The 22,051-nt window shown below is 36.4% G+C and carries 24 protein-coding genes; 7 read left to right on the forward strand and 17 right to left on the reverse strand.

Features of this window, described 5'->3' with window-relative positions; translation table 11 throughout:
• The first annotated feature begins 136 nt into the window (after positions 1-136).
• Complete coding sequence (locus ACPWSR_RS05920) at positions 137-820, forward strand: DUF4230 domain-containing protein (RefSeq protein ID WP_426350776.1); 684 nt, start codon at positions 137-139, stop codon at positions 818-820.
• Between the two features lie 66 nt (positions 821-886).
• Here the strand turns inward: ACPWSR_RS05920 and ACPWSR_RS05925 are convergent, their stop codons facing one another.
• Positions 887-1,642 (reverse strand): tRNA threonylcarbamoyladenosine dehydratase, encoded by a 756-nt coding sequence (locus ACPWSR_RS05925; RefSeq protein WP_426350777.1) that lies wholly within the window; start codon positions 1,640-1,642, stop codon positions 887-889.
• 268 nt (positions 1,643-1,910) lie between these two features.
• Here ACPWSR_RS05925 and ACPWSR_RS05930 point away from each other — a divergent pair, with 268 nt between their 5' ends.
• Both ACPWSR_RS05930 and ACPWSR_RS05935 read left to right on the forward strand, forming a co-directional pair.
• Positions 1,911-2,603 carry a 5'-methylthioadenosine/adenosylhomocysteine nucleosidase gene (locus tag ACPWSR_RS05930; protein ID WP_426350778.1) on the forward strand — a complete coding sequence of 231 codons (693 nt, stop codon included), beginning with the start codon at positions 1,911-1,913 and terminating at the stop codon, positions 2,601-2,603.
• A gap of 49 nt (positions 2,604-2,652) precedes the next feature.
• Positions 2,653-3,519 (forward strand): PhzF family phenazine biosynthesis protein, encoded by an 867-nt coding sequence (locus tag ACPWSR_RS05935; protein WP_426350779.1) that lies wholly within the window; start codon positions 2,653-2,655, stop codon positions 3,517-3,519.
• Positions 3,520-3,552: 33 nt separating this feature from the next.
• Here the strand turns inward: ACPWSR_RS05935 and ACPWSR_RS05940 are convergent, their stop codons facing one another.
• A complete protein-coding gene (locus tag ACPWSR_RS05940; protein ID WP_426350780.1) occupies positions 3,553-3,858 on the reverse strand; it encodes a hypothetical protein in 306 nt (101 codons plus the stop codon).
• A 17-nt stretch (positions 3,859-3,875) separates the two neighbouring features.
• On the reverse strand, positions 3,876-4,343 hold the full coding sequence (locus ACPWSR_RS05945) for a hypothetical protein (RefSeq protein ID WP_426350781.1): 468 nt from the start codon (positions 4,341-4,343) through the stop codon (positions 3,876-3,878).
• Between the two features lie 205 nt (positions 4,344-4,548).
• Between ACPWSR_RS05945 and ACPWSR_RS05950 the strand changes: the two genes are divergently transcribed.
• Together ACPWSR_RS05950 and ACPWSR_RS05955 are read left to right on the forward strand one after the other, a co-directional pair.
• Positions 4,549-4,944, forward strand: coding sequence for a bacteriohemerythrin (locus ACPWSR_RS05950; protein WP_426350782.1), 396 nt, complete (start codon positions 4,549-4,551; stop codon positions 4,942-4,944).
• A 179-nt stretch (positions 4,945-5,123) separates the two neighbouring features.
• Positions 5,124-6,512 (forward strand): mechanosensitive ion channel, encoded by a 1,389-nt coding sequence (locus ACPWSR_RS05955; RefSeq protein ID WP_426350783.1) that lies wholly within the window; start codon positions 5,124-5,126, stop codon positions 6,510-6,512.
• A gap of 63 nt (positions 6,513-6,575) precedes the next feature.
• On the opposite strand, the gene ACPWSR_RS05960 is transcribed toward ACPWSR_RS05955, so the two are convergent.
• The 6 genes from ACPWSR_RS05960 to ACPWSR_RS05985 all read right to left on the reverse strand — a co-directional run bounded on the left by ACPWSR_RS05960 (position 6,576) and on the right by ACPWSR_RS05985 (position 13,247).
• Entirely contained in the window at positions 6,576-7,820 is a 1,245-nt protein-coding gene (locus ACPWSR_RS05960; protein WP_426350784.1) for a DUF1015 domain-containing protein, read from the reverse strand.
• 31 nt (positions 7,821-7,851) lie between these two features.
• A complete protein-coding gene (locus tag ACPWSR_RS05965) occupies positions 7,852-8,760 on the reverse strand; it encodes a D-2-hydroxyacid dehydrogenase (protein ID WP_426350785.1) in 909 nt (302 codons plus the stop codon).
• A gap of 797 nt (positions 8,761-9,557) precedes the next feature.
• On the reverse strand, positions 9,558-10,454 hold the full coding sequence (locus ACPWSR_RS05970) for an OB-fold protein (RefSeq protein WP_426350786.1): 897 nt from the start codon (positions 10,452-10,454) through the stop codon (positions 9,558-9,560).
• A gap of 392 nt (positions 10,455-10,846) precedes the next feature.
• Positions 10,847-12,346 (reverse strand): carboxypeptidase M32, encoded by a 1,500-nt coding sequence (locus ACPWSR_RS05975; RefSeq protein WP_426350787.1) that lies wholly within the window; start codon positions 12,344-12,346, stop codon positions 10,847-10,849.
• Between the two features lie 37 nt (positions 12,347-12,383).
• Complete coding sequence (locus ACPWSR_RS05980; RefSeq protein WP_426350788.1) at positions 12,384-12,545, reverse strand: hypothetical protein; 162 nt, start codon at positions 12,543-12,545, stop codon at positions 12,384-12,386.
• A 3-nt stretch (positions 12,546-12,548) separates the two neighbouring features.
• Positions 12,549-13,247: a hydrolase gene (locus ACPWSR_RS05985; protein ID WP_426350789.1), complete on the reverse strand. Its 699-nt coding sequence runs from the start codon at positions 13,245-13,247 to the stop codon at positions 12,549-12,551.
• A 276-nt stretch (positions 13,248-13,523) separates the two neighbouring features.
• Here ACPWSR_RS05985 and ACPWSR_RS05990 point away from each other — a divergent pair, with 276 nt between their 5' ends.
• Both ACPWSR_RS05990 and ACPWSR_RS05995 read left to right on the forward strand, forming a co-directional pair.
• Entirely contained in the window at positions 13,524-14,759 is a 1,236-nt protein-coding gene (locus ACPWSR_RS05990; RefSeq protein WP_426350790.1) for a DUF1576 domain-containing protein, read from the forward strand.
• 2 nt (positions 14,760-14,761) lie between these two features.
• A complete protein-coding gene (locus ACPWSR_RS05995; protein ID WP_426350791.1) occupies positions 14,762-15,136 on the forward strand; it encodes a hypothetical protein in 375 nt (124 codons plus the stop codon).
• 71 nt (positions 15,137-15,207) lie between these two features.
• Here the strand turns inward: ACPWSR_RS05995 and ACPWSR_RS06000 are convergent, their stop codons facing one another.
• The 8 genes from ACPWSR_RS06000 to ACPWSR_RS06035 all read right to left on the reverse strand — a co-directional run bounded on the left by ACPWSR_RS06000 (position 15,208) and on the right by ACPWSR_RS06035 (position 22,040).
• Positions 15,208-15,705 carry an NUDIX domain-containing protein gene (locus ACPWSR_RS06000; RefSeq protein WP_426350792.1) on the reverse strand — a complete coding sequence of 166 codons (498 nt, stop codon included), beginning with the start codon at positions 15,703-15,705 and terminating at the stop codon, positions 15,208-15,210.
• 96 nt (positions 15,706-15,801) lie between these two features.
• Complete coding sequence (locus tag ACPWSR_RS06005; protein WP_426350793.1) at positions 15,802-16,932, reverse strand: DHHW family protein; 1,131 nt, start codon at positions 16,930-16,932, stop codon at positions 15,802-15,804.
• A gap of 9 nt (positions 16,933-16,941) precedes the next feature.
• Positions 16,942-18,363 carry an MBOAT family O-acyltransferase gene (locus ACPWSR_RS06010; RefSeq protein WP_426350794.1) on the reverse strand — a complete coding sequence of 474 codons (1,422 nt, stop codon included), beginning with the start codon at positions 18,361-18,363 and terminating at the stop codon, positions 16,942-16,944.
• 64 nt (positions 18,364-18,427) lie between these two features.
• Positions 18,428-18,997, reverse strand: coding sequence for a DUF4358 domain-containing protein (locus tag ACPWSR_RS06015; protein ID WP_426350795.1), 570 nt, complete (start codon positions 18,995-18,997; stop codon positions 18,428-18,430).
• Positions 18,998-19,001: 4 nt separating this feature from the next.
• On the reverse strand, positions 19,002-19,595 hold the full coding sequence (locus ACPWSR_RS06020; RefSeq protein ID WP_426350796.1) for a hypothetical protein: 594 nt from the start codon (positions 19,593-19,595) through the stop codon (positions 19,002-19,004).
• Positions 19,585-20,136: an RNA polymerase sigma factor gene (locus ACPWSR_RS06025; protein ID WP_426350797.1), complete on the reverse strand. Its 552-nt coding sequence runs from the start codon at positions 20,134-20,136 to the stop codon at positions 19,585-19,587. The genes ACPWSR_RS06020 and ACPWSR_RS06025 overlap by 11 nt, the downstream gene beginning before the upstream one ends.
• A gap of 59 nt (positions 20,137-20,195) precedes the next feature.
• Positions 20,196-20,906, reverse strand: a complete 711-nt coding sequence (gene sfsA, locus ACPWSR_RS06030; RefSeq protein ID WP_426350798.1) for a DNA/RNA nuclease SfsA — start codon at positions 20,904-20,906, stop codon at positions 20,196-20,198.
• Positions 20,907-21,290: 384 nt separating this feature from the next.
• A complete protein-coding gene (locus ACPWSR_RS06035) occupies positions 21,291-22,040 on the reverse strand; it encodes a P-II family nitrogen regulator (protein ID WP_426350799.1) in 750 nt (249 codons plus the stop codon).
• Positions 22,041-22,051 lie beyond the last annotated feature (11 nt).

Below are 22,051 nucleotides of genomic sequence, written 5' to 3' on the forward strand. Positions count from 1 at the left end.
AATAATCTTGAGCTATTATTATTTCTTGTTAATATAATTATGCTCTCCTATAAAAAAAAGCGCAATGGATTTAAGGGAATATACCTTAAAGTATATAAATATAATTTATAGATATAACACTGTTGAGGATAGGTCAATGAAGATGCTTAATCCATTATTAAAAAAGCTAAAACGAATAACCTTTATAATATTATTCCTGGGGATGGGAGCAGGAGCCTTTACAATAGGCTACAAGCTCACTTCTTTTTCCAAGCCTTCAGAAACGGCGGTATTAAATCCAGAGGAGAGCTATGAAAAAATCGCCTTTGACCTTAAGGAATCTATATTAGAAGAAGTAGTGAAAAAAGGAGAGCTTATAGTCTTAGAGGTGGAGCTTAAAGAAAAGGTGACTATTGACGAGAGCTGGGGTGACCTTACAATATTTAAGAAAATCAAAAATATAGAATACTTTGGCTTAGGCACCTTTGCCATCAGCCTTTCTAACCTTCAGAAAGAAGCTTTCACCGTAGATTCCTACGAAAAAAGAATAACTCTCACATTATCTAAGCCTGTTATAAAGGAATGCTTCATTCAGGAGGAAAAAACCCTTTATGAAAGCACAGAAAATGGGCTTCTTCGCTTTGGAGAAATAGCCTTAACCGCAGAGGATAGCAGTCTTTTAAGGCAGAAGGTTTTAGTAAGAATGAATAATAAGCTTTATAGCTTAGAGCTTCAAGAACAGGCTCAAATAGCTGCAGAAAATACCCTAAGAGAAATATTTAAAGGGGTGGTTCTAGGTGTCACAGGAGAAGATTATATAGTGGAAATAAAGCTTTATTAAGAGGCTTGTCATTCCATAAAAACAAAAAAGCCTTCAAGATTTTAAACTTCTCTTGAAGGCTTGTTATTATTTATCTAATATATCTCTTACTACCTGAGACGCAATTATCATTCCTGCTACAGGAGGAACGAAGGACATACTTCCTGGAATCTGTCTTCTGATAGTACACTTCTTTGTACCTCCGGTACATACGCAGCCATCCTTACAGGTAGCTATATCCTCTGTCTTTGGCTTTGTTGGAACCTCTTCAGAATATACCACCTTAAGTGACTTTACCCCTCTTTTTCTAAGCTCATAGCGCATAACCTTAGCTAAAGGGCAAACCTTAGTCTTATAAATATCAGTAACCTTAAACTGGGTAGGGTCAAACTTATTACCTGTTCCCATGGAGCTCATAAGAGCGATCCCCTTATCCTGGCAGTATACTGCCACGTCCAGCTTAGCCGTTATGGTATCTATAGCATCTACCACATAGGTTGTATCCTCTGCTATTATCTCAGGGATATTATCCTTTGTGATAAAGGTCTGGTAGGTTGTTACATTACATTTTTTATTTATAGAGAGCACTCTCTCCTTCATAACCTCTACCTTACTTTTACCAATGGTATTATAGGTAGCATGTATCTGTCTATTTAAATTAGTAAGGCAAACTGTGTCATCATCTACTAGCACTAAATTCCCTACACCTGCTCGTACTAGAGCTTCTACAGTAAAGCTCCCTACTCCCCCGATTCCTAGCACTACAACCTTACTTTCTTTAAGTTTATTTAAGCCCTCAGAACCAATGAGAAGCTCTGTTCTTGATAATGAATGCTGAAGCATTTTACAAACTCTCCTTTAACCCCTATTATTAAGCGTTTATCCTTTTGTTAACAGAGATATTATAGTACAAACCTAAGCCTATGTAAAACATTATCTGGAATAAAATTTCTTCTATCTATAGCTTTCCCATTTCAATATTAATTATCTCAAAATTTAAAGCTTATCACTCTTCCCAAAACAAATAAAATAGACTTTAATATAATGTAAAATAATTTTTAGAAGCTATGGTATAATATAGCTTAAGAAAAAAATCAACGGAGGAATAAGGATGATTATCGGTATAATAGCAGCAATGAGTGAAGAGCTAGATATTCTTTTAAAAGACATAGAGCTTCAAGAGAAAGAGAAGAAAGCAGGGATGGTTTTTCATAGAGGAAATCTCTGGGGACAGGAGGTTGTGGCGGTAGTCTGCGGCATAGGTAAGGTAAATGCTGCTGTATGCGCTCAGATTCTTGTCAGTGAATATAAGGCTGCTTCTATAATAAATGTAGGTGTAGCTGGAGGAATTGGTAAGGATATATACCCTGGAGATGTGGTTATAGGTGACTCCTTAGTGGAGCATGATATGGATACTACAGCCTTTGGAGATCCTGTAGGACAGATTCCAAGAATGGAGGTTTTCGACTTCAAGGCTGATAAGACTCTAGTTGAGGTAGCTAAAAAAGCCTGTGAAAGCATTGAGGATATAAACAACTTCATTGGAAGAATAGCCACAGGAGATCAATTCATCGCTGATGTAGATAAAATAAGATGGCTTAGCAGTGAATTTAATGCCCTTGCCTGTGAGATGGAGGGTGGAAGCATAGCTCATGTATGCTATCTTAACCAGGTACCTTTTGTAATTATACGTTCCATCTCTGATAATGCCAATAATGGCGCACACATGGACTTCGAAAAATTCACTCCAATAGCAGTGAAGAATTCCACCACTATATTGAAGAAAATCCTTGAAAATCTATAAAAAATAGTAGTAGCTATTCCCTCTCAAAATTACCTAAAGGAGCTTATATATGGTGGAGGTTTATGTTACAAGTGCTTTTAGTAAAAATAATAGTGGTGGTAACAAAGCAGGGATAGTCCTTGAGGATTATAACTTAAAGGCAAAAGATAAAATGGAGCTGGCTAAGAAACTTGGTTATTCAGAAACAGCTTTTTTATCTCCCTCTGAATACGCAGATTATAAAATAGAGTATTTTACCCCTACAGAAGAGGTGCCCTTATGTGGTCATGCCACTATTGCAGCCTTTGTCACATTGGGACATTTAAATAGGCTAAGCAAGTCAAGCTATACAATCGAAACAAAGGCAGGAATACTAAAAATCATGCTGGACACTGATGGTATGATTTTTATGGAGCAAAATAAGCCTCAATTCTATGAAACCTTGGAAAAAGCTGATTTAAGCTCATGCTTTGACCTAGATATTATTTCAACTAAGCTTCCTATTCAGATTGTTTCAACTGGTTTAAGGGATATTTTAGTTCCTATCGATAATATAAATAATTTAAAAGAGGCAATTGCGAACCTTAACTTTATAGCTAAAATAAGCAAGGATAAAAATGTTGTTGGTCTCCATGCCTTTTCCCTTACAGGTACAGGAGAGATAACAGCCCTCTGCAGAAACTTCGCACCTCTCTACGGAATTGATGAAGAATCGGCCACAGGAACCTCAAACTGCGCTTTGGCTTGTTATCTTTTTAAGTACGGTTTAAAGCAGAAAAGATATACTTTTGAACAAGGACACAACTTACAGAACATATCACAAATCGTTGTTAATATAGAAAGCCAAGAGGATATTATTACATCGGTTATGGTTGGTGGATATGGATATATAGTTTGTAAAAAAACATTAGGTACCAGCCCCTTCTCTATTGAATAAGGGGCTGGTACCTTTATATTTTATATGCCAGTGCTAACTATCAAGCCAATTGGCAATTAAAAATGCAATAAAAGCAAAGCCAAGTAGATCAGGTATAATGTTTCCATAGCCCATGAATAGAGCAGCTATAATAAGAAATACTGCTATCACCGCCACAACACATCCTAGCTGGCTTGGTTCCCATTTTGAGGCACTCTGCTTCTGAGGTCTTATATTTCTATTATTTGAAAAGCCACCCCCAGTTGACTCATCCTTTGAAGCGTCACTGTTTATCACATTGTGGAAGAAGGCATCATCCTTCCAATCATGCTTCCCATCACCGTTCCAATCGATTCCCATAACTACCTCCTTAACATTTATATACTTTTCAAGGCTGAATATACAGCCTTATAAACCGTTTTGTTAGGGAAATACCTGTCCTCAATGAAATATTCAATCCCTTGTCCACTTTCATACTGAGTTATAGCAGCAGCTATAGCAGTGCTCCGAGACTCTCCATGCTCGCACTGACAGATTAATAGCTCAGCTTTGTCTTTTATACCTTGATAAAACTCTGCAAGCTGCTTTGCCTGATCTTCAGTTATCATATGATAGGACTGGGTAAGGCGAGAAAATTCTTCTCCCTCGGGAATGCTATTATCAAAATCCATAAAATCTTCTATGCCCACATCATTAAATTGAAGCTGTAGCATATATTCTGGCAAATTCTCAAGGTTCACCGGTTCTAGCTCATGATCAAAGCAACTGATAAGTGCCGTGCTAGCCATAAATGGTAGTTGTGCACGACTCTCTATACTTTTTCTGCTTGCAATTTCTATCCTCATGGGTTGTTCTTCCTCTCCCCCCTTACATATTAATTAATCTAACCATCATGTCTTTTTGCTCTCACTATATCGTCCGTTTAGCAGTCCCCTTCAAAAGGCACTTGTTAATAATATTATATCATGAAAGTATAGCCATAAGCCTATTAATAACCTCCCCATCCATCCGATACTTATATAGGCTAATAATTTAATAGGAGTGGATATAATGTTTCTTTGGAAGGAAGAGTATAATACAGGAATTGAAGATATTGATAATCAGCATAAGGAGCTTTTTAGGATTTCTAATGAAGCCTATAATCTATTAAAGGATGATTTTAGGACTGATAAATATGATAAAATAATAGGAATCATCTCAGATTTGAGAGATTACACTATATATCATTTTAATTACGAAGAAGAGCGTATGGTCGAAAAGAAGTGCAAGGGCTTTTTTGCTCATAAGCTAGAGCACGAGGCTTTTAAAGCAAAAATCAACTCCATTGACCTTAAAAGCTTAGACTATTCCCAGGATGAGAGCATAGCAGAGCTTATGGAGCTTGTATATAACTGGATTACAGACCACATATTAAATACAGATAAGAGCTATGTTGGAATCTTATAAACAAAAAAGAAGCTATAGACTAATGCAATAGTCTTATAGCTTCTTTTTATATTTATATAAATGAAAATCACTATAATTACTGCTATTAATTTCATAAAAATGCACATACTATTGTTAACTGCTTCTATATAAGAAATATGTAAAGAAGCAAATTTTATTTTATAGGAGGTAACATTATAGTGCGAAACTTTTTTGGTCTTACCGATGGATTCTACGTGGGATTCCCAAGGTTTGTTTCTGCAATACTTCTTCTCCTTCTAGCTTTAGTAGTAGCATTAATAGCTAAGGCTATTGTGGTAAATGGAGGCAAAAAAATAGGCCTTACAAAATTATTTGATAAATGGGGCCTTTCACAAAATAACAACCCTCAGGATATGCTAAATTCTATAGGAAGGCTTGTATTCTGGATAGTTTTCATACTATTTCTTCCAGGGGTGCTAGATTCCCTAACCCTGAGCAGCGTATCACAGCCTTTTTCTCAAATGGCATCGAAGTTCTTAGGCTTCCTTCCAAATCTATTAGGAGCAGTTATAATTGTCGTAGTAGGCTCTTTTGTAGCTAGGATTATTAGAAGCCTTTTGGCAGCGGTTCTTAAAAAGCTTAAGGTAGATGAGCTTCAACAAAAAGCAGGAATTGAACAGATGAATGATTCTACCTCTTTTTCACAGCTCATAGCCAATATAGTTTTCATACTTATCTGGATACCGATAATTATATCTGCCCTCGAGGTTCTTAATATCACAGCTATTTCAAGACCAGCAATCCTAATGTTAAATATTATCCTCAGTGCTATACCTAGAATTTTTGCTGCAGCAGTAATTATAATAATAGGGATCTACGCAGCAAAGCTTGTAGGAAACTTTGTGAGCAACCTTTTATCAGGCCTTGGCCTTGACTCCCTTTATGAAAAAATAGGGTTAAGTAATAAAAATAACTCATCACAATATTCACCATCTAAAATAATTGGTGGGATAGTACAGTTTATAATAATCCTCCTCTTTGCTGTAGAAGGCCTCAGCGTAATTAACCTGAGGGTATTAAACACTGTTGGTCTAGCACTAATTGGCTATCTTCCTCATATAATAGCAGCAATAATAATCTTAGGAGTAGGGATATTCTTAGGAGTATGGGCAGAGGGACTTATAACTAAATATACCAATGTAAGCAGTATCACAGCCATGACAGCAAAATGGATAATAGTTTTCTTTGCAATTTTTATGACCTTAAATCAACTAGGAATAGCTATGGTTGTAGTTAATACAGCCTTTATGATGATCCTAGGAGCCTTATCCGTCGCCTTTGCCATAGCCTTTGGTGTGGGAGGAAGAGACTTTGCTAAACGCAGCCTTGAAAAATTTGAGAAAAAGCTTCAAAATGCACCAGCAGCCAAGGATCATCCCATGACTAAAAAAAGTGCTGAAATGGCTCCAGACCCAATGCAGGCAATGAATAACATGGGCTCAGGAGGTGACTCCAGCAGTAGTACCTCTAACAGTGGAACAGATAATAATAAAAATAACGAAAATAATAGCGGTACATATAGTCCCAAAAGAGAAATAGGAGACTAAAAATAGCTGTATAATTTTCAAAGGACTGCTGACATTTTTATGTGTCAGCAGTCCTTTTTTTAATTATATTAGCTTGTGTATAAACAACCCACTTCTAAGCTTTGGCTCAAACCAGGTGGACTTGGGAGGCATTACCTGCCCTGCGTCTGCTATGTCCATTAATTCCTCGATAGTTGTTGGATACATGGAGAAAGCTACCTTCATGCCTTCCTTAACTCTTCTTTCTAATTCCTCAAGTCCTCTAATTCCTCCTATAAAATCTATCCTCTTATCCGTTCTAGGATCTTCTATTCCTAACACAGGAGCTAAGAGATTCTTTTGGAGTATAGAAACATCGAGTCTTTCCACCGGATCCTCTTCCTTAAAGGTTCCTTCTTTTGCCTTCAGCACATACCATTTTCCCTCTAAATACATTCCGTAGGTATGCTTTGCTTCAGGACGATATTGTCCTTGTCCCTTGTATTCCTCCACATCAAAGCTTTCATTAAGCTTATCCATGTATTCCTCTTCAGTATATCCATTTAAATCCTTAACTACACGGTTATAATCCATGATATAAAGCTCGTTATCAGGGAACAATACAGATAAGAAGTAATTAAACTCTTCCTCTCCCGTGTAGCTTGGATTTTCTTCTCTTCTCTTCATGCCTACCTTTACAGCAGATGCTGCTCTATGATGTCCATCGGCAATGTATAAATAATCTATGCCCTTAAACAGCTCAGTGAGCTCGTTTATTAAAGCCTCATCTTCAATTAGCCAAACTATATGCGCTATTCCGTCTTCTGCAACGAAATCATATACAGGCTTACCTTCAGTGCTTTCATTTACTATCTCAGATATTCTTTCATTATTTCTGTAGGTCAAGAATATTGGACCAGTATTGGCATTACAGTAATCCACATGGTTGATTCTGTCCTGCTCCTTATCAGCTCTTGTAAATTCATGCTTCTTAATTATATTATTCATATAGTCATCAATAGAAGTACAAACAACAATTCCTGTTTGAGCTCTCCCATTCATAATCTGTCTATAAGCATAGTAACAAGGCTTCTCTTCTTCCTTCAAAACCCCATCCTCTATCATCTTATTCAAATTACCACTAGCTGTTTCATAAACAACCTTATCATAAATATTAATTCCCCTACCTAAGTCTATTTCAGCCTTATCAACGTGAAGGAAGGAGTAAGGATTATCCTTAACCATTTCTCTTGCTTCCTCACTATTCATAACATCATATGGAAGTGCTGCAACCTTTTCAGCAAATTCTTCCGCAGGCCTTATAGCTCTAAAAGCCTTTATAATAGCCATTGTTTATCCCCCTTGTACTCTTCTTTATATGCTAATTAAAAAATCCCTTAATAATAGTAACTATTTCTTCCCCTATTCTTTCCTGTGCCTCTATACTGGATGCTCCTATATGAGGAGTAGCACTTACCTTAGGATGGCTTATAAGCTCAATGTTCTTTGTAGGCTCCTCTTCAAATACATCTATACCAGCTCCTGATAGCTTGCCACTATTTAAAGCTGCTAAAAGGGCTTCCTCTGATACAACCTTACCTCTGGAGCAGTTAATTAAATAAGCTCCATCCTTCATCATTGCAAGCTCCTTTTCACCAATGAGGGTGCCGGAATTCTTATCAAAAGGAGTATGAACTGATACAAAGTCAGAAGCAGCTAAAAGCTCTTCCATGGTGCTATATTCAAATTCATTATATTCTTCTGATGGACCTCTTCTTCTGGTATAAAGAACCTTCATTCCTAAAGCCTTTGCTCTAATAGCTAGCTCACGACCAATCCTTCCCATACCTATGATTCCTAAAGTCTTTCTGCCAAGCTCAATACCTTCGTACTTCTTCTTGTCCCACTTTCCTTCTCTCATAGTAACATTAGCGATGTGAATAAATCTTGCAAGAGCAAACATATGTCCTAAAGCTAACTCAGCTACAGCAGCACTGCTGGCATTAGGAGTATTTCTTACAGCAATGCCCTTACTTTCAGCATAAGCTACATCTATGTTATCAACACCAACGCCACCTCTTATTATCAGCTTAAGCTTTCCGCCTAAAGCCTCATTTATTATAGCCTCTCTAACCTTAGTAGCAGAGCGCACTATAAGCACATCAAACTCCTTAAGCTTATTCCCAAGCTCAGCAGCATCATAAAACTGCTCCACCACTTCGAAGCCTGACTCACGGAGCTCCTTTATCGCTGACTGCTCCATACCATCAGTTACAAGAATTCTTATCATAAAAAAATCCCCCTTTTTTTGGTCTCTGACCATTAATATTTACCTTTTACCAACCGCTTGAACACCTTTACATAAGCTAGTACAGGTGCTTGCTTATTAATTATTATTAAATGCTATAATCTCAATTCCTATTTACTTCTTCAAATAATCCATAATATTTACTACATTCTATTTAGCAATAATATTTTATCATTTGTTAATTATTTATACAACAAAAAATATCCAATTAGTTTATTAATTTTACAATATCTGCTATACAATAGCTACACCATTTTAACACTTTATCAATATATACTCCCCAAATTCCTCTATCACTTATATCTACCCTTGTCTCCTATCTTTGCTCTTCCCCCCCTTCCCTGCTCTTTTCTCTTTTCTCTACCCTTATCTTTTGCTCTTATCTTTTGCTCTTATCTTTTGCTCTTATCTTTTGCTCTTATCTTTTGCTCTCGTCTTTTGCTCCTGCTCTTTGCTCTTACCTATTAGCACTCAGCTAATAATCTACCTATTGGCTCCCAGCCCAATAATCTCCCTATTAGCCCTCAGCTAATAATTTATCTCTTGTCTCTCGCTCTTCTCTTTTCTTTTACATTGTTAGATTTCCTTGTTTTCATATTACCTACTAAAACCAAAAAGACGATGCATAACTGTTCAGGCGTGAAGTTCCCTTGCAATAATGCACCGTATAAATTATTTCACTTATTTATTTTTCTTCAATAACTCCGATAATACCGCAAACGGTAGTAATAATATGACTAGTAAAACCCACCCCATTACTTTCATCTCCCTTCAAAATATTATTTCACAATCTCACATTCGCTCCACATGCCGTGGCTCAGACACTCACCTTCGAAGGTGATCGTATCTCCCACAATTACTTGTTTTAATGCTTCTTCCTGATCCTTTTCAAACTCAGCATAGAAAAACACAATTGTGCCTTCCACGTTTGTCTGCATAGTGAGTGTCGCACCACCAGTTAAATTAAACAAACCATCCGTGGACATACCATTTATAGTAGCCGTAACCTGATACCTATTCCCCTTATACAAATCATCGGCAACCAATTCGTTACTCTTGTAGGCTTTATAAATATCTTCAAATGTAACGTCTGGTAGAGTAGGAGCAGGTTCCGTAACAGGTGTCTCCGCAGTTTCAATAGGCTCCGAAGTTTCAATAGACTCCGAAGTTTCAATAGGCTCTTTGGTTTCCTCTGGAGGGCTTGTTTCAGTTGGTTTCGGCAGCTTTTCGATAACCTTTACATCCTTCTTATCACACAGAGAACACTGATAAACAATCTCTCCTTCTGTATCCTGAGTTGGTTCCTTACGACTTATTTCCGTCATGTCATGTCCAAGAGCATCTATGGTTTCGCTATCTGTAATCCCGCAGTAATCACAGACATATTCAATCACCCCAGACTCATCACAAGAAGGTTCCGTGCGAGATACCTCTAGATAAGCGTGGTTTTCCATATCCTTTAAATATTCATCAGAATGGAATCCGTTGATTACTCCGCTGATTATCATCAAACCACAGAGAACAATAATCATACCCAACGCACTTGAGGATGCCTTGTGCTTCTTAAACAAGGGCAACTTCTCTCTCAAAGGAGTATTTGAGAGAAATATGTATGGAGAAATCATACCAATCAGAATAATGGCACCGTACACTTTATTGACCAAGAAATCGTGCATGGTTACTTGCCCCTCTCTACCCCCTAGAAAGGTTCCTACTGCAGCAAGGCCACAGAAAACCAAGTAGATACCCGATGTAACTTTTTTTCAAGCCTTGTTGGACCTAAAACCGAGTAACATAATTTAATCCCCCAATATCGACAATTCTTTAGCTTTAGCATACCACTTACTTGTACCAACGCCAAGCCCCTAACAGCACTATCATACATTTTTTTCATATTTGTTCAAATTTTATTAAATTAACAATCACTTTGGCAGGTCTACCTTCACAAAAGTCATCCAGCTCACTGGCACCAGCTTTACCTTCTCTGGCTCTCTCTACAATCATCCCTCTTAGTTCTGCTCTTTTCTCTCTTCTCTAAAAAAAAGCAGCGCCTCAGCGCTGCTTTTAACTACAAATTATATATCTCCCCATACTTCTTATTCAAATAATCAACAAAGTATTTAGCATTCAGCTCTTCACCGGTTACTCTCTTTACAAGATCGTCTGGTCTATATACTGCTCCGTGCTTATGGACATTTTCCTTAAGCCAATTACCTATAGGCTCTAGATTTCCCTTTTCAACCTCTTCATACATGTTTGGCATATCCTGAAGCATCTTATTAACAAATTGTGCTCCATAAAGATTTCCTAAGGCATAGCTTGGGAAATAGCCTAGAAGCCCTGATGCCCAGTGGGTATCCTGCATTAAGCCTTCTGCATAAGTTGTGGGCTCAACACCTAGATATTCCTTATACTTTGCTTTCCATGCTTCTGGGAGACCCTCAATGTCTATTTCTTCATTGATTAGAGCCTTCTCCAGCTCATATCTTATGATAATATGCAAGCTATAAGTAAGCTCGTCGGCTTCAATTCTAATTAATGAGGGCTCTACAGTATTTATGCCCTTATAGAAGTCCTCCTGGCTAACCTTTTCAAAGGCAGGGAAGAACTTTTTAACCTCTGGATAGAAATAATTCCAGAAGGCTCTGCTTCTTCCTAAAATATTTTCATAAAATCTTGATTGAGATTCATGAATACCCATGGATACTCCAGAATTCAGGCCAGTAGCCTTTAATTCATCAGGGATATTCTGCTCATATATACCATGTCCGCCCTCATGAACAGTACTGAACATAGCGCTGGTGAATTCATCCTCATGGTAGTTTGTGGTTATTCTTACATCCTTATTTCCAAAATTAGTGGTAAAGGGGTGCACGCTTACATCTAAACGACCAGCCTCAAAATCAAAGCCCATTTTTTCTAAAACAAATAGGGAAAAGGCTTTCTGCTTCTCTTCTGGGAAGGTTCCCTTAAAGAAGCTATCATCTATCCTCACTCCGCTATCCTTAATCTTGTTAAGAAGCTCAACTATAGCATCTCTAAGATCAGCAAAAACTTTATCTAGCTTTTCAACAGTTACACCAGGCTCGTACATGTCCAGCATGGTATTGTACTTATTTCCTTCATAGCCATAATAACCTACCAGCTCTTTCTGGAAATCTATTACCTTCTTAAGGTGAGGCTTAAAGGTCTCCCAATCATCCTTGTCCTTAGCTTCCTCCCATACGGATTCTGCATCAGATACAGCCTTTACATAAGCTGTCATCCTATCCTCAGGAACCTTCTTAGTTAGATCATAGGTCTTCTTTGCTTCTCTTACCATGGCTGCTTCCACATCAGATAACCCTTCAGCACCATGAAGCACCTCTATGAGCTCCTTCATTCTGTCAGAGGTCTGAAGCTTGTATACTTCTCCAGACAGATAGGCTAGGATTTCTCCTCTTCCTTCTAAAGCCTTTCTTGGAGCGCCAGTTCTCATATCCCACTGGACAAGTCCTAAGGTAGCAATTAAATGCTCCAGCTTAGTATTTATTCCCTTAAGCTCCTGTAATGCCTCTTTAACTTCCATAATCGTGCCCCCTTTATATTAATCTAAAATATTTATATTAATCTAAAAATAATACTGATTCTGTTTCTCTGCAGTATTTAACACAAAGACACTGTCCAAAATTTCTTGGACACTTTCTGCAGAGACAATCCTCTGCTGTACCATCACAGGTTTTATTAAATTCTGGACAGTACTCGCAATTTTTTCCTTTTTCCTTCATTAGTTATCTTTCCTCCTGAAAGGCGTTTCTATATTTATTCATTAAGCTACTGAAGATATCTCCATTAGAAGGTGGTGTGTAGGTTATAGCATTAGCTCCAGCCTCTATGGTCTCCAGTATACTTTCTTCTGTCGGTCCTCCCGTAGCAATTATAGGGAATTCCTTGTACTTCTCTCTTATTGCTCTTACAATTTTTGCTGTATTCTTGGCACCAGAAACATTGAATATTGTGGATCCAGCATTTATCCTTGCTTCGAAGTCCTCATATTCAGAAACCACCGTTACAATAATAGGTATGTCTATGACAGACCTCATCTTCGTAATGACCTCATTAGGTGTAGGATTATTTACTACAACTCCTAAGGCTCCCTTAAATTCAGCATCTAAGGCAAGATTAACAACTCTCTTACCCGTGGTTATTCCTCCACCAACCCCACAAAAAACAGGAACATCAGCAGCCATCATCAATGCTTCGGTTATCACTGGTTGGGGAGTAAATGGATAAACAGCGATAATTGCATCAGCATTGGTATTTTTAATAATGGCTACATCGGTGGTAAAAAGGAAGGATTTAAGTCTTTTCCCGAAAACTTTTATACCACTGGCATTGCGTATCACCGAGGGAACCTCTATCATGTGATTCCTCAGTGTTCCTTTTATTTCGGGAACGTATTTACCGCCTTTTGTTTTCTTTTCTTCCATAATATACCTCCACAACCATGAATTACTGATTCATATGATAATATCCTTATAAGGAATAAATAATTTTTATGATATAATGAAAACCGGATAATTTATGCGGTCTTTACTCTTATAATCACAATTAACTTTATTAATATCACATATAAAATACTCTAACTAATTATAACATTTATTACAACATCAACTATTACTTTTTTATTAAAATAACTACTTTTTATTGGAAATATTATCATAATAATATACCATATAAGTAAGTATGTACGAAAGGTGGATACTATGAAAAGACGTCTTTATCCCGCATACAAAATCCACGGGGCTATATTTCTATCATTTATAATTTTAGGTTTTATAATTGATGGCCCCATAAAAGTTTTTCAAGGATTACAAAAAATAATCTTCAATAGCGACATATTAATTACTGACTACGTAGAACTGGCAGGTATTGGTCCTGCCCTTGTAAATGCAGGTCTTTTAACTCTAATGATAATTCTACTATATTTATTATTAGGAATAAAGCCAAATGGCTCAACCATAATGTCCTTCTGGCTTATAGCAGGCTTTGCCTTCTTCGGTAAAAATATCTTCAATGTATGGCCTATTATTTTTGGGGTATATCTTTTTTCAAGATATCAAAAGGAGCCCTTTATAAATTTTATACTCATAGCTATTTTAGGAACAACTCTTGCTCCTACTGTAAGCCAGCTAGCCTTTGAAGGAATCTTTCCTCCTGGTATAGCACATCTGGCAGGGATATCTATAGGAATATTTATAGGCTTCATACTACCTCCATTAGCCTCAAGTACAGTAAATGTTCATCATGGCTACAATCTGTATAACTTAGGCTTTTCCGGAGGGCTTCTTGCCATGGTACTTATGTCCATCTATAGACTTCTAGGTATAAATTTCGAAAAGCGCTTTCTATGGAATACCGAAAACACTCTTTTCTTCGCAGTTTTCCTTTATTCTATATTCACTTTTCTGCTTATATATGGATATATAAAGAACGGCAAAAGCTTTAAAAATGTTAAAAAGATATTTACTCACTCTGGTAAGCTGGTTACGGATTTTTATCTCCTTTACGAAAAGGCAGCCTATATAAACATGGGAATATTAGGAATTGTTTCTACCACCTATGTATTGCTCATCGGAGGAGATTTAAATGGACCAGTAATCAGCGGGATTTTTACTATTGTAGGCTTTGGTACCTTTGGAAAACATCTATTTAATGTACTACCGATAATGATTGGAGCTTCCCTAACAGTATTTCTGCACATATGGGAGTTAAGCTCTCCTAGCATGCTTCTAGCTATTCTTTTCAGCACTGCCCTTGCTCCGATAGCTGGCCAATATGGATGGCTTATAGGTATACTAACAGGCTTTCTTCATGTGGCAGTGGTAATGAACATCGGTTCAGTTCACGGTGGAATGAACCTTTATAATAACGGCTTTGCTGCCGGTTTTGTAGCTCTTATTTTAATACCTATAATAAGATCCTTTAAGAAGGGGGGATAAAAATGAAAAGCAAAAAGACAAAAAAGAACTTTGACCCCATAAACTTAAAAATAATCAGCGAACTTATGGCCTTCTATATGAGTAATGGAGCCAACGACGTAGATATCAATTTAAAATTAGAGGACAATTTTGTAACTATATGTATTTCTGCAAAAATTAATCCTTTGTCAGAGGAATATCTATCTGAAGTCTTAGAACATTTAAATACTCCAAGGCAGCACGAGCTAGAAAGCTATTATTGGCAGCTGGGTGGTGAAGATGAGGATAGCGATTTATCACTTATTGGAGTAATGATTGATGAGGTTCAGCATACCTACGAAAATGATAAATTAACTCTTAATCTAACTCGTTTTAATCAGAGCAGTGAAGGATTATAGCTGTTAAAATAGCACTAAATAAAGAGGAGCTAATTGAAGTTTATTTCATTTAGCTCCTTTCACATATCATCTTAATTTTTAGAAAGCTCCTGAAGAACTCTTTTTACAACAGTCCTTCCAACTATATCTTCTTCCATTTGGCTGAGGGCATCGGTGATTTTAACCCATTCTACTCCCTCTACCTCCTGTGACTTTACAAGGTTACCACTGCTGTAATTGGCCATATAGGTGAGCATTAGAAGCTCCTTTTCTAGAATAGAACAGCTTCCTAAATATTTTATATCCTTGATAGCTATGCCTGTTTCCTCCTGTACTTCTCTCCCCACAGTTTCTTCTACTGTCTCTCCCTGAGATACATATCCAGAAACTAATACCTTTGAGTTTTTGAATATATAGCTCTGTTTTAAAAGGAGTATTTCATCATCCTTTATCACAGCAACAACCACCGTAGGCTTAGGAGTATCAAAATACATTGTATTACAACGATCACAGGAGGGAATATTCCCTTCATCATAGCTAAATCTTGAAGTTAACTTTTTCCCGCATGTGGGGCAATAAACATACTTCATAACCATCCTCCTGTAGGTCATTATTTTCTATCATTATTATATATATTCTACCATAGGGAGTAAAAGTTTAAAACCTTGTGAAATAACTATCAGAATTTATTTTAGCTTTATTATATTTGTATCCTGAGCAAAGCTTATAGTATTATACAAAAATAATACCTCCGGAATACCATTATCCTTAATATATTCTTTAACATCACCATTATAGTATCTCAAATCTATCACATGGATTTCCTCATAATCCTTTGCCATAAAAGGAATAAAACAATTTCCGTAGGAGTCCTTTATAACTATGACCTTCTTACCATTTTCATTACTGCTCTTTATCTTTACTATAGGGTCATTTCCCCATAGAAACATTCCATATTTATCTCTACCTTCAAGCTTTGAATAATCATAAAGGGTATCAGTAGTCTTCTCTCCAAGATTAAACTCTAGATTAAGGTCTACCTTTTCTCTAGGCTCATAAATTTCAATGGTATCAGGGTCTCCCCAAAGAATATTAGCCTGAGCATAGGTACTTCCTAAAAATTTATCTGTTACCTGCTCTATAGAATAATCCTCAATATCTACAGCAATACCTTTATCCTCACACCATTCCTTGTAAGCAAGGAAGGCTCCATAGGTAGTCCAGTGATGATCCGTTCTATAATATATATATTCTTGTCTATTTTCCTCTAAGGTCTCTTTAACATCAATATAATTTATATTAGAAAAGCTCTCCTCCAAGACATTTAAAAGCTCCTCCTGATTAAAAACCTCCGCATAAGCTGGAAGCTTATCCTTTTGAACCCCATCAATGGTGGGTGCAATTATCATATTGATATTCTCTAGAGGCACATCATCTTTAATGCCTTCTATAAATTCCTTTATAAAAGCTATATTCTTTTTGATAAGCTCCTGATTTACCCCTTCCTCTGAATGCTTTTCAATCAAATATCCATCTTTTCCGAAGTATACCCTTCCATTATCCTTCTTTCCTAAATATATTTCAGCTTTATTCTTTACAGAAACCCACATATCTCGAAGGGTAAATTGATCTGTTATATATTCCTCATACTCCTTAGAGAAGGTATTATTAAGAATTGCTTCAAGAGTGAACTCAGGCTTTTGTGCAAGAAAGCGATTTTCCCCCTCAGAGTAGCCTCTTTTAGGGGTAAAAACATTCATTATAGAAAGAGCTCCTAATACTATAATAAATACTATGGTTATAATTTTATTTTTCATGGCTCCCTCCTAAAACCTAAAATATAAAAATGGATTATAGCTACTGTCTACAATAAAGGCTATGGAAAGGAAAAATATCATTACAAGAAATAAACCTTCCATAATCCCTACAAGCAACTCCTTTTCTTTATATTTCTCAAGAAACTTATCAGCTACTGTAGCTGGCAGGGGAGTGCTTCCCAAAATAAGAGCTATGAGTAATAAGCCATTAGTATAAATAAGATATATGGCATTATTATCTATAAAGCTATTATTCCACATTCCCAAAAGAGCCTTTAGATAGTCAAATCCTATAGAATAATCATCAAAGGCGAAGATTACCCAGCTCAGCAGAACTAGAATTATGGCATAGCTGCTTCGGAATAAGGAAGGAAGCTTCTTAAGTAATTTAAGAAGAAAGATTTTCTCTATTATAAGAATAATAGCAAAGTATACTCCCCAAAGTAAAAAGTTCCAGCTAGCTCCATGCCATATTCCTGTTAATAGCCACACTATAGCTATATTTCTAAGCTGCTTTATATAACCTTTTTTATTCCCTCCTAGGGGTATATATACATTTTCCTTAAACCAGGTTCCCAAGGAAATATGCCATCTTCTCCAAAACTCCGTAATACTTTGTGATATATAGGGATAATTGAAATTCTCAGAAAAATTAAAACCAAATATTCTTCCAAGACCTATAGCCATATCAGAGTAACCAGAAAAATCAAAGTATATCTGCAGAGCAAAAGCAGCTATCCCTAGCCAAGCTCCTACCACAGAAAGCTCTCCCAAAGGTTTTGAAGAAATCTCCTCCCAGAGAAGGCCTATATTATTGGCAAAGAGAACCTTCTTTCCAAGACCCAGGATAAATCTCCTAACACCGTAGCCAAAGCTATCAAAGGTTTCTCTCCTTTCTCTAAGCTCTTTGTATACATCTTTATATTTAACTATTGGTCCAGCAATAAGCTGTGGGAACATAGCTACATAGGCTCCGAAATCTATAATATTTTTTGCCAGATCCACCTTTCCTCTATAAATATCTATAGTATAGGACATAGTTTGAAAGGTATAGAAGGAAATACCTATAGGTAAAGGTAGATTCATAAGAGGTATATTGGTTTTAAAGATTAAATTTACATTTTGTATTATGAAATCACCATATTTAAAAAAACATAACAGACCTAAATTGATTGTTAAATCAGATATAAGGAAAAGCCTTGCTTTCTTTTTGTTTCCTCTTTCTATATTTTTATGGACCTGTATACCATGAAAATAATCCACAACAGTGGAAAAAAGCATCAAGGATATATATATGGGCTCTCCCCAGGCATAAAAAATAAGGCTTACTATAAATAGCTGCAGATTTCTATATTTCTTAGGAAGCATGAAATAACTGAAAAGAACTAGCGGTAAAAATATAAATAAGAATAAAAGGCTGCTAAATACCAAAGTCTCACCTCATTTTATATAATAATGCCACCGAAGAAGCTTCCTCGGTGGCATAAGCCTTTTGTTATTTTAAAATACTATTGATAACCTCTATAGCTCTATCATTACCTTCTTCAATGGCTTTAATCTGAGCTTCTTCAATAGCCTCAGCCTGAGCTTCATCCTCTGTGCTTTCCATCATATCTTGAGGTACCTGACCTATACAGATGAAGAATACATAATTTCCTCTAGTATATACCTTAGAAGCCTTAGCCTTAAGCAGGTTACCTGGGTATTGAACATCAGTGTTAATTATCTTATCTCTATAAGCATCCAGAGCTGCGCGTACTTCCTCTACCTTGCCCTCCTTAGCCTCTACTCCTATAAAGGTATCAATATTTATGTTTATCATTGGTACCTCAGCAAAAGCTTCCTCATAGCTATCTTCCTTAATACCATACATAGTATCTATATGCTCAGCCTCATATGATACAGCTGGATAGTACATATCGCCAAACTCCTCTTTTACAGCAGCTAAAATCTCCTGCAGCTTTCCAGACTCATAGCTTGCATCTTTATCCTTTCCTGAAGTACATCCAGTGAAAATTCCTAAAGCTAAAACTCCAGCACATAATAAAGAAACTATTTTTTTCATTTTGTTAACCTCCGCGAATTAAATTGTCTACTTCCTCAAGAGTAAGCTCAAAGCCCTCTGGGGACTTAAATATTTTGTTATTATCTATTACGGTATATAACTTAAAAAGACTATTAGAACCTTCTGTTAGAATATAGCCTGAGGCTTCCCCTTCTCTTAAGAAAACCAGCACCTCTTCAGTAAGATTTATAGCAATCTCCTCAGAATTAGAAACCTTAATAATATCCTCTAAAGGCTCTCCTTTAAGGCTGTAAGAAATATTTATATATATAGTATCCTCTTCAATAGAAGAAACTTCTCCTGTAGCTATAAGAGAGCTGGATGAAATCATATTATGAAGGCCATAACTCTCTATTTTAGCTCCTTCCTCTCCTTCTTCCATCATTATATATCTTTCAGGAACGCCCTTGGTGGAAGGATTATCTACCCCCTCAAGAACCTTTAAAGAAAGAGGTATGAAGGCTATAACCGCTGCAGCTGCTACTGCTGTCTTAAGATTTATAGTGAAAAATCTCTTTTTTTCATCTACATTGTTTAAACTCTCAATTTCCTCTGCTTTTTTATAAACCCCTTCTAAAAATTCCTTATTACTCTTCATACTCAAACCCCTCCTTCTCAAGCCTTGCCTTAAGAGCCTTCCTTGCTCTGTAGAGAAGAATCTTAAACTGTGGTAAGGTTTTGTTCATTACCTTCATGGCCTCCTTATAGCTCATCTCCATAAAATCTACGAGATAAATAGCTACCTGCTGCTCCTCTTTTAAGGCAGTAAGTCCATAAAGGAGCTCTTTTTTCTCTTCCTTTTTTAAGATTGCCTCTTCCAGCTTAAAGTCTCCTGAAAGATTGTGATAATCTCGATGGTCTATAAGATAGGTCCTTTTATTCTTCCTTATATAGTCTACTGCCTTATTTCTCGCTATGGTATATATATAAGTACTGAAGGAATATTGAGGGTTATATTTCTCCTTAAAGACAAATACGCTAGCAAATACCTCCTGTGCTATATCTTCTGCTGTTTGAAAATCCTTTATATACCTTTCTATAAAAAAGATTAGGCTATCTTTATGCTTTATAACCAGCTCTTCAAAGGCCTCAATGCTGCCTTCTAGAAACCTTTTATATAGCTCTTTGTCTTTATTCATTATTATCCTCCTAATCTTTCATAATTTATTCGCTCATCAAGGTTAAAAGTTACATGATTTTATAAAATAACCGGTATTTCTTTATCAAGAGTTATGGAATTTTCCGTAACTATACTATTATAGGCATATATATCAACGCCATGTGTTTTTGCATATCTCAAAGCTTCTCCAAAGAGAGGATCTCTTTCATCATGAGGTGAAAAGCTTTCTACCCTTTCCATCTGAATTAGAAATAACACTCCTGCACCATAGCCCTGCTCCTTTGCCTCCACCAGCTCTTTTAGGTGCCTTGCTCCTCTTATAGTGGGAGCGTCAGGAAACATTGCTAGTCTCTGCTCCTCCAGGGTTACTCCCTTCACTTCAAGGAAATATTCCTCCGGAAGCTCTTTATTAATATAAGGCTCTATTTGAAGCTTAAAATCAAACCTGCTACTGTTAAAAAACTTTTCTCTTAAAACTATATTATAATCTCTTAAAGGCTTAATTCTCTTTAGCAGCAAAGCCTCCTCCACCACCTTATTAGGCACCTGAGAATCTATATTAATCAGCATATCTCCTTTATAGCCTCCAATAAGGTCATAGGGCGTCTTTCTCGTGGGCGTGGTTCCTTCTCGGAGCAATACCTCTGTACCAGGTATAAGTATCTCTCTACATCTCCCTGTATTAGGCACAGCAACCATTAAAGACTCACCGTCTAATTCTACATAAGCTTGGAATCTATTAGGCCTGTTTAAAAATCTTCCTTTTACTATCTTCTTATCGATTATCATAACATTTCTCCTTATAATCCTACGAATAATTTTTGTGGAATATATTCATAGTTATAAACATTATCCACAGAAATTATCCACACATTTGTGTATAGCTGTTTATATCTCATTTACTAAAATTAATATTTATTTCTATTTTATTTTAAAATAATTAAACTAACTTTGTAACCTCTCTTAATATAATTGTTTATAACTTATGATTTTGTACAAGTTAGTCACAGTTTTACCCACATTATCCACAATATAAATAAACATTCTCCACATTTCAATGAAAAAGCTGTTTTTTCTGTGGATAACTTCTATACTAAAAATAGAGTCCTTTTAATAAGGATTTACTCCTTTTAAAAGAACTCTATAAAGAGTTATAATTATTTATCCACAATTTTACGAAAAGTCTTCCTTTATATTATCATGGACTATTCCCATAACATCATCTACAGGAAGGGAAAATGCCATTCCTTTTCCTTCTGTATTAAGGCCGCATTTTTCTGCGATAGCATGCATTATTTCTCTTCTTTTTTCTTTTTCCACAAGGGTCATTACAATTTCCTTTTCCGGTTGGATAGAGATACCGAAGAACTTCTCTGCCTCATGAATACCTGCGCCTCTTCCATAAATAACAGTTCCACCAGTAGCTCCCTGTTCCTTGGCAGCTTCAATCACTTCATCAGCAAAGCCTCTATTTATTATCGTTAATATGAGCTCATATCTTTTTGTTTCCATAACATCACTCACCTCTTCCTTACGGGGATGTAATTCTATCGCTGACTCATCTTCAAAGTCAGGATGACTACCCTGCATATATTTCAAGGTTTTAGGACCGCTTACACTTCCTATAGAAATGGCAAATGCAATTCCTTTACCTGGATCTCTAAGAGTTATCTTTTCTTCAAGTCCTTTAAGAAGCTTGCTGCTATCTTCTTTGTAAATAGTTGATATAACTATTTCCTTTTTAGTTTCACCAAGGCCTAGATAATCTAACAGCTCTGAAGAGGCTGTCCCTCTTCCAAGACTAACAAAATTAAAGGTTATACCCTCACTTTGAAGATATTCTACAACTTTATCGCCTTTTCCCCTGTTCACAATTGTACAGAGCATAAGGATTCTTTTTCCTCGATAAACTGCTTCGTTCATGGTCTCACCTC

The organism is Alloiococcus sp. CFN-8 (assembly GCF_049943125.1).
Classification (GTDB): domain Bacteria; phylum Bacillota; class Clostridia; order Clostridiales; family Clostridiaceae; genus JAEXZL01.

Coding starts and splice junctions, on each gene's coding strand:
- ACPWSR_RS05920 (WP_426350776.1), top strand. CDS start 137: ATGAAGATGCTTAATCCATTATTAAAAAAGCTAAAACGAATAACCTTT.
- ACPWSR_RS05925 (WP_426350777.1), bottom strand. CDS start 1,642: ATGCTTCAGCATTCATTATCAAGAACAGAGCTTCTCATTGGTTCTGAG.
- ACPWSR_RS05930 (WP_426350778.1), top strand. CDS start 1,911: ATGATTATCGGTATAATAGCAGCAATGAGTGAAGAGCTAGATATTCTT.
- ACPWSR_RS05935 (WP_426350779.1), top strand. CDS start 2,653: ATGGTGGAGGTTTATGTTACAAGTGCTTTTAGTAAAAATAATAGTGGT.
- ACPWSR_RS05940 (WP_426350780.1), bottom strand. CDS start 3,858: ATGGGAATCGATTGGAACGGTGATGGGAAGCATGATTGGAAGGATGAT.
- ACPWSR_RS05945 (WP_426350781.1), bottom strand. CDS start 4,343: ATGAGGATAGAAATTGCAAGCAGAAAAAGTATAGAGAGTCGTGCACAA.
- ACPWSR_RS05950 (WP_426350782.1), top strand. CDS start 4,549: ATGTTTCTTTGGAAGGAAGAGTATAATACAGGAATTGAAGATATTGAT.
- ACPWSR_RS05960 (WP_426350784.1), bottom strand. CDS start 7,820: ATGGCTATTATAAAGGCTTTTAGAGCTATAAGGCCTGCGGAAGAATTT.
- ACPWSR_RS05965 (WP_426350785.1), bottom strand. CDS start 8,760: ATGATAAGAATTCTTGTAACTGATGGTATGGAGCAGTCAGCGATAAAG.
- ACPWSR_RS05970 (WP_426350786.1), bottom strand. CDS start 10,454: ATGCACGATTTCTTGGTCAATAAAGTGTACGGTGCCATTATTCTGATT.
- ACPWSR_RS05975 (WP_426350787.1), bottom strand. CDS start 12,346: ATGGAAGTTAAAGAGGCATTACAGGAGCTTAAGGGAATAAATACTAAG.
- ACPWSR_RS05980 (WP_426350788.1), bottom strand. CDS start 12,545: ATGAAGGAAAAAGGAAAAAATTGCGAGTACTGTCCAGAATTTAATAAA.
- ACPWSR_RS05985 (WP_426350789.1), bottom strand. CDS start 13,247: ATGGAAGAAAAGAAAACAAAAGGCGGTAAATACGTTCCCGAAATAAAA.
- ACPWSR_RS05990 (WP_426350790.1), top strand. CDS start 13,524: ATGAAAAGACGTCTTTATCCCGCATACAAAATCCACGGGGCTATATTT.
- ACPWSR_RS05995 (WP_426350791.1), top strand. CDS start 14,762: ATGAAAAGCAAAAAGACAAAAAAGAACTTTGACCCCATAAACTTAAAA.
- ACPWSR_RS06000 (WP_426350792.1), bottom strand. CDS start 15,705: ATGAAGTATGTTTATTGCCCCACATGCGGGAAAAAGTTAACTTCAAGA.
- ACPWSR_RS06005 (WP_426350793.1), bottom strand. CDS start 16,932: ATGAAAAATAAAATTATAACCATAGTATTTATTATAGTATTAGGAGCT.
- ACPWSR_RS06015 (WP_426350795.1), bottom strand. CDS start 18,997: ATGAAAAAAATAGTTTCTTTATTATGTGCTGGAGTTTTAGCTTTAGGA.
- ACPWSR_RS06020 (WP_426350796.1), bottom strand. CDS start 19,595: ATGAAGAGTAATAAGGAATTTTTAGAAGGGGTTTATAAAAAAGCAGAG.
- ACPWSR_RS06025 (WP_426350797.1), bottom strand. CDS start 20,136: ATGAATAAAGACAAAGAGCTATATAAAAGGTTTCTAGAAGGCAGCATT.
- sfsA (WP_426350798.1), bottom strand. CDS start 20,906: ATGATAATCGATAAGAAGATAGTAAAAGGAAGATTTTTAAACAGGCCT.
- ACPWSR_RS06035 (WP_426350799.1), bottom strand. CDS start 22,040: ATGAACGAAGCAGTTTATCGAGGAAAAAGAATCCTTATGCTCTGTACA.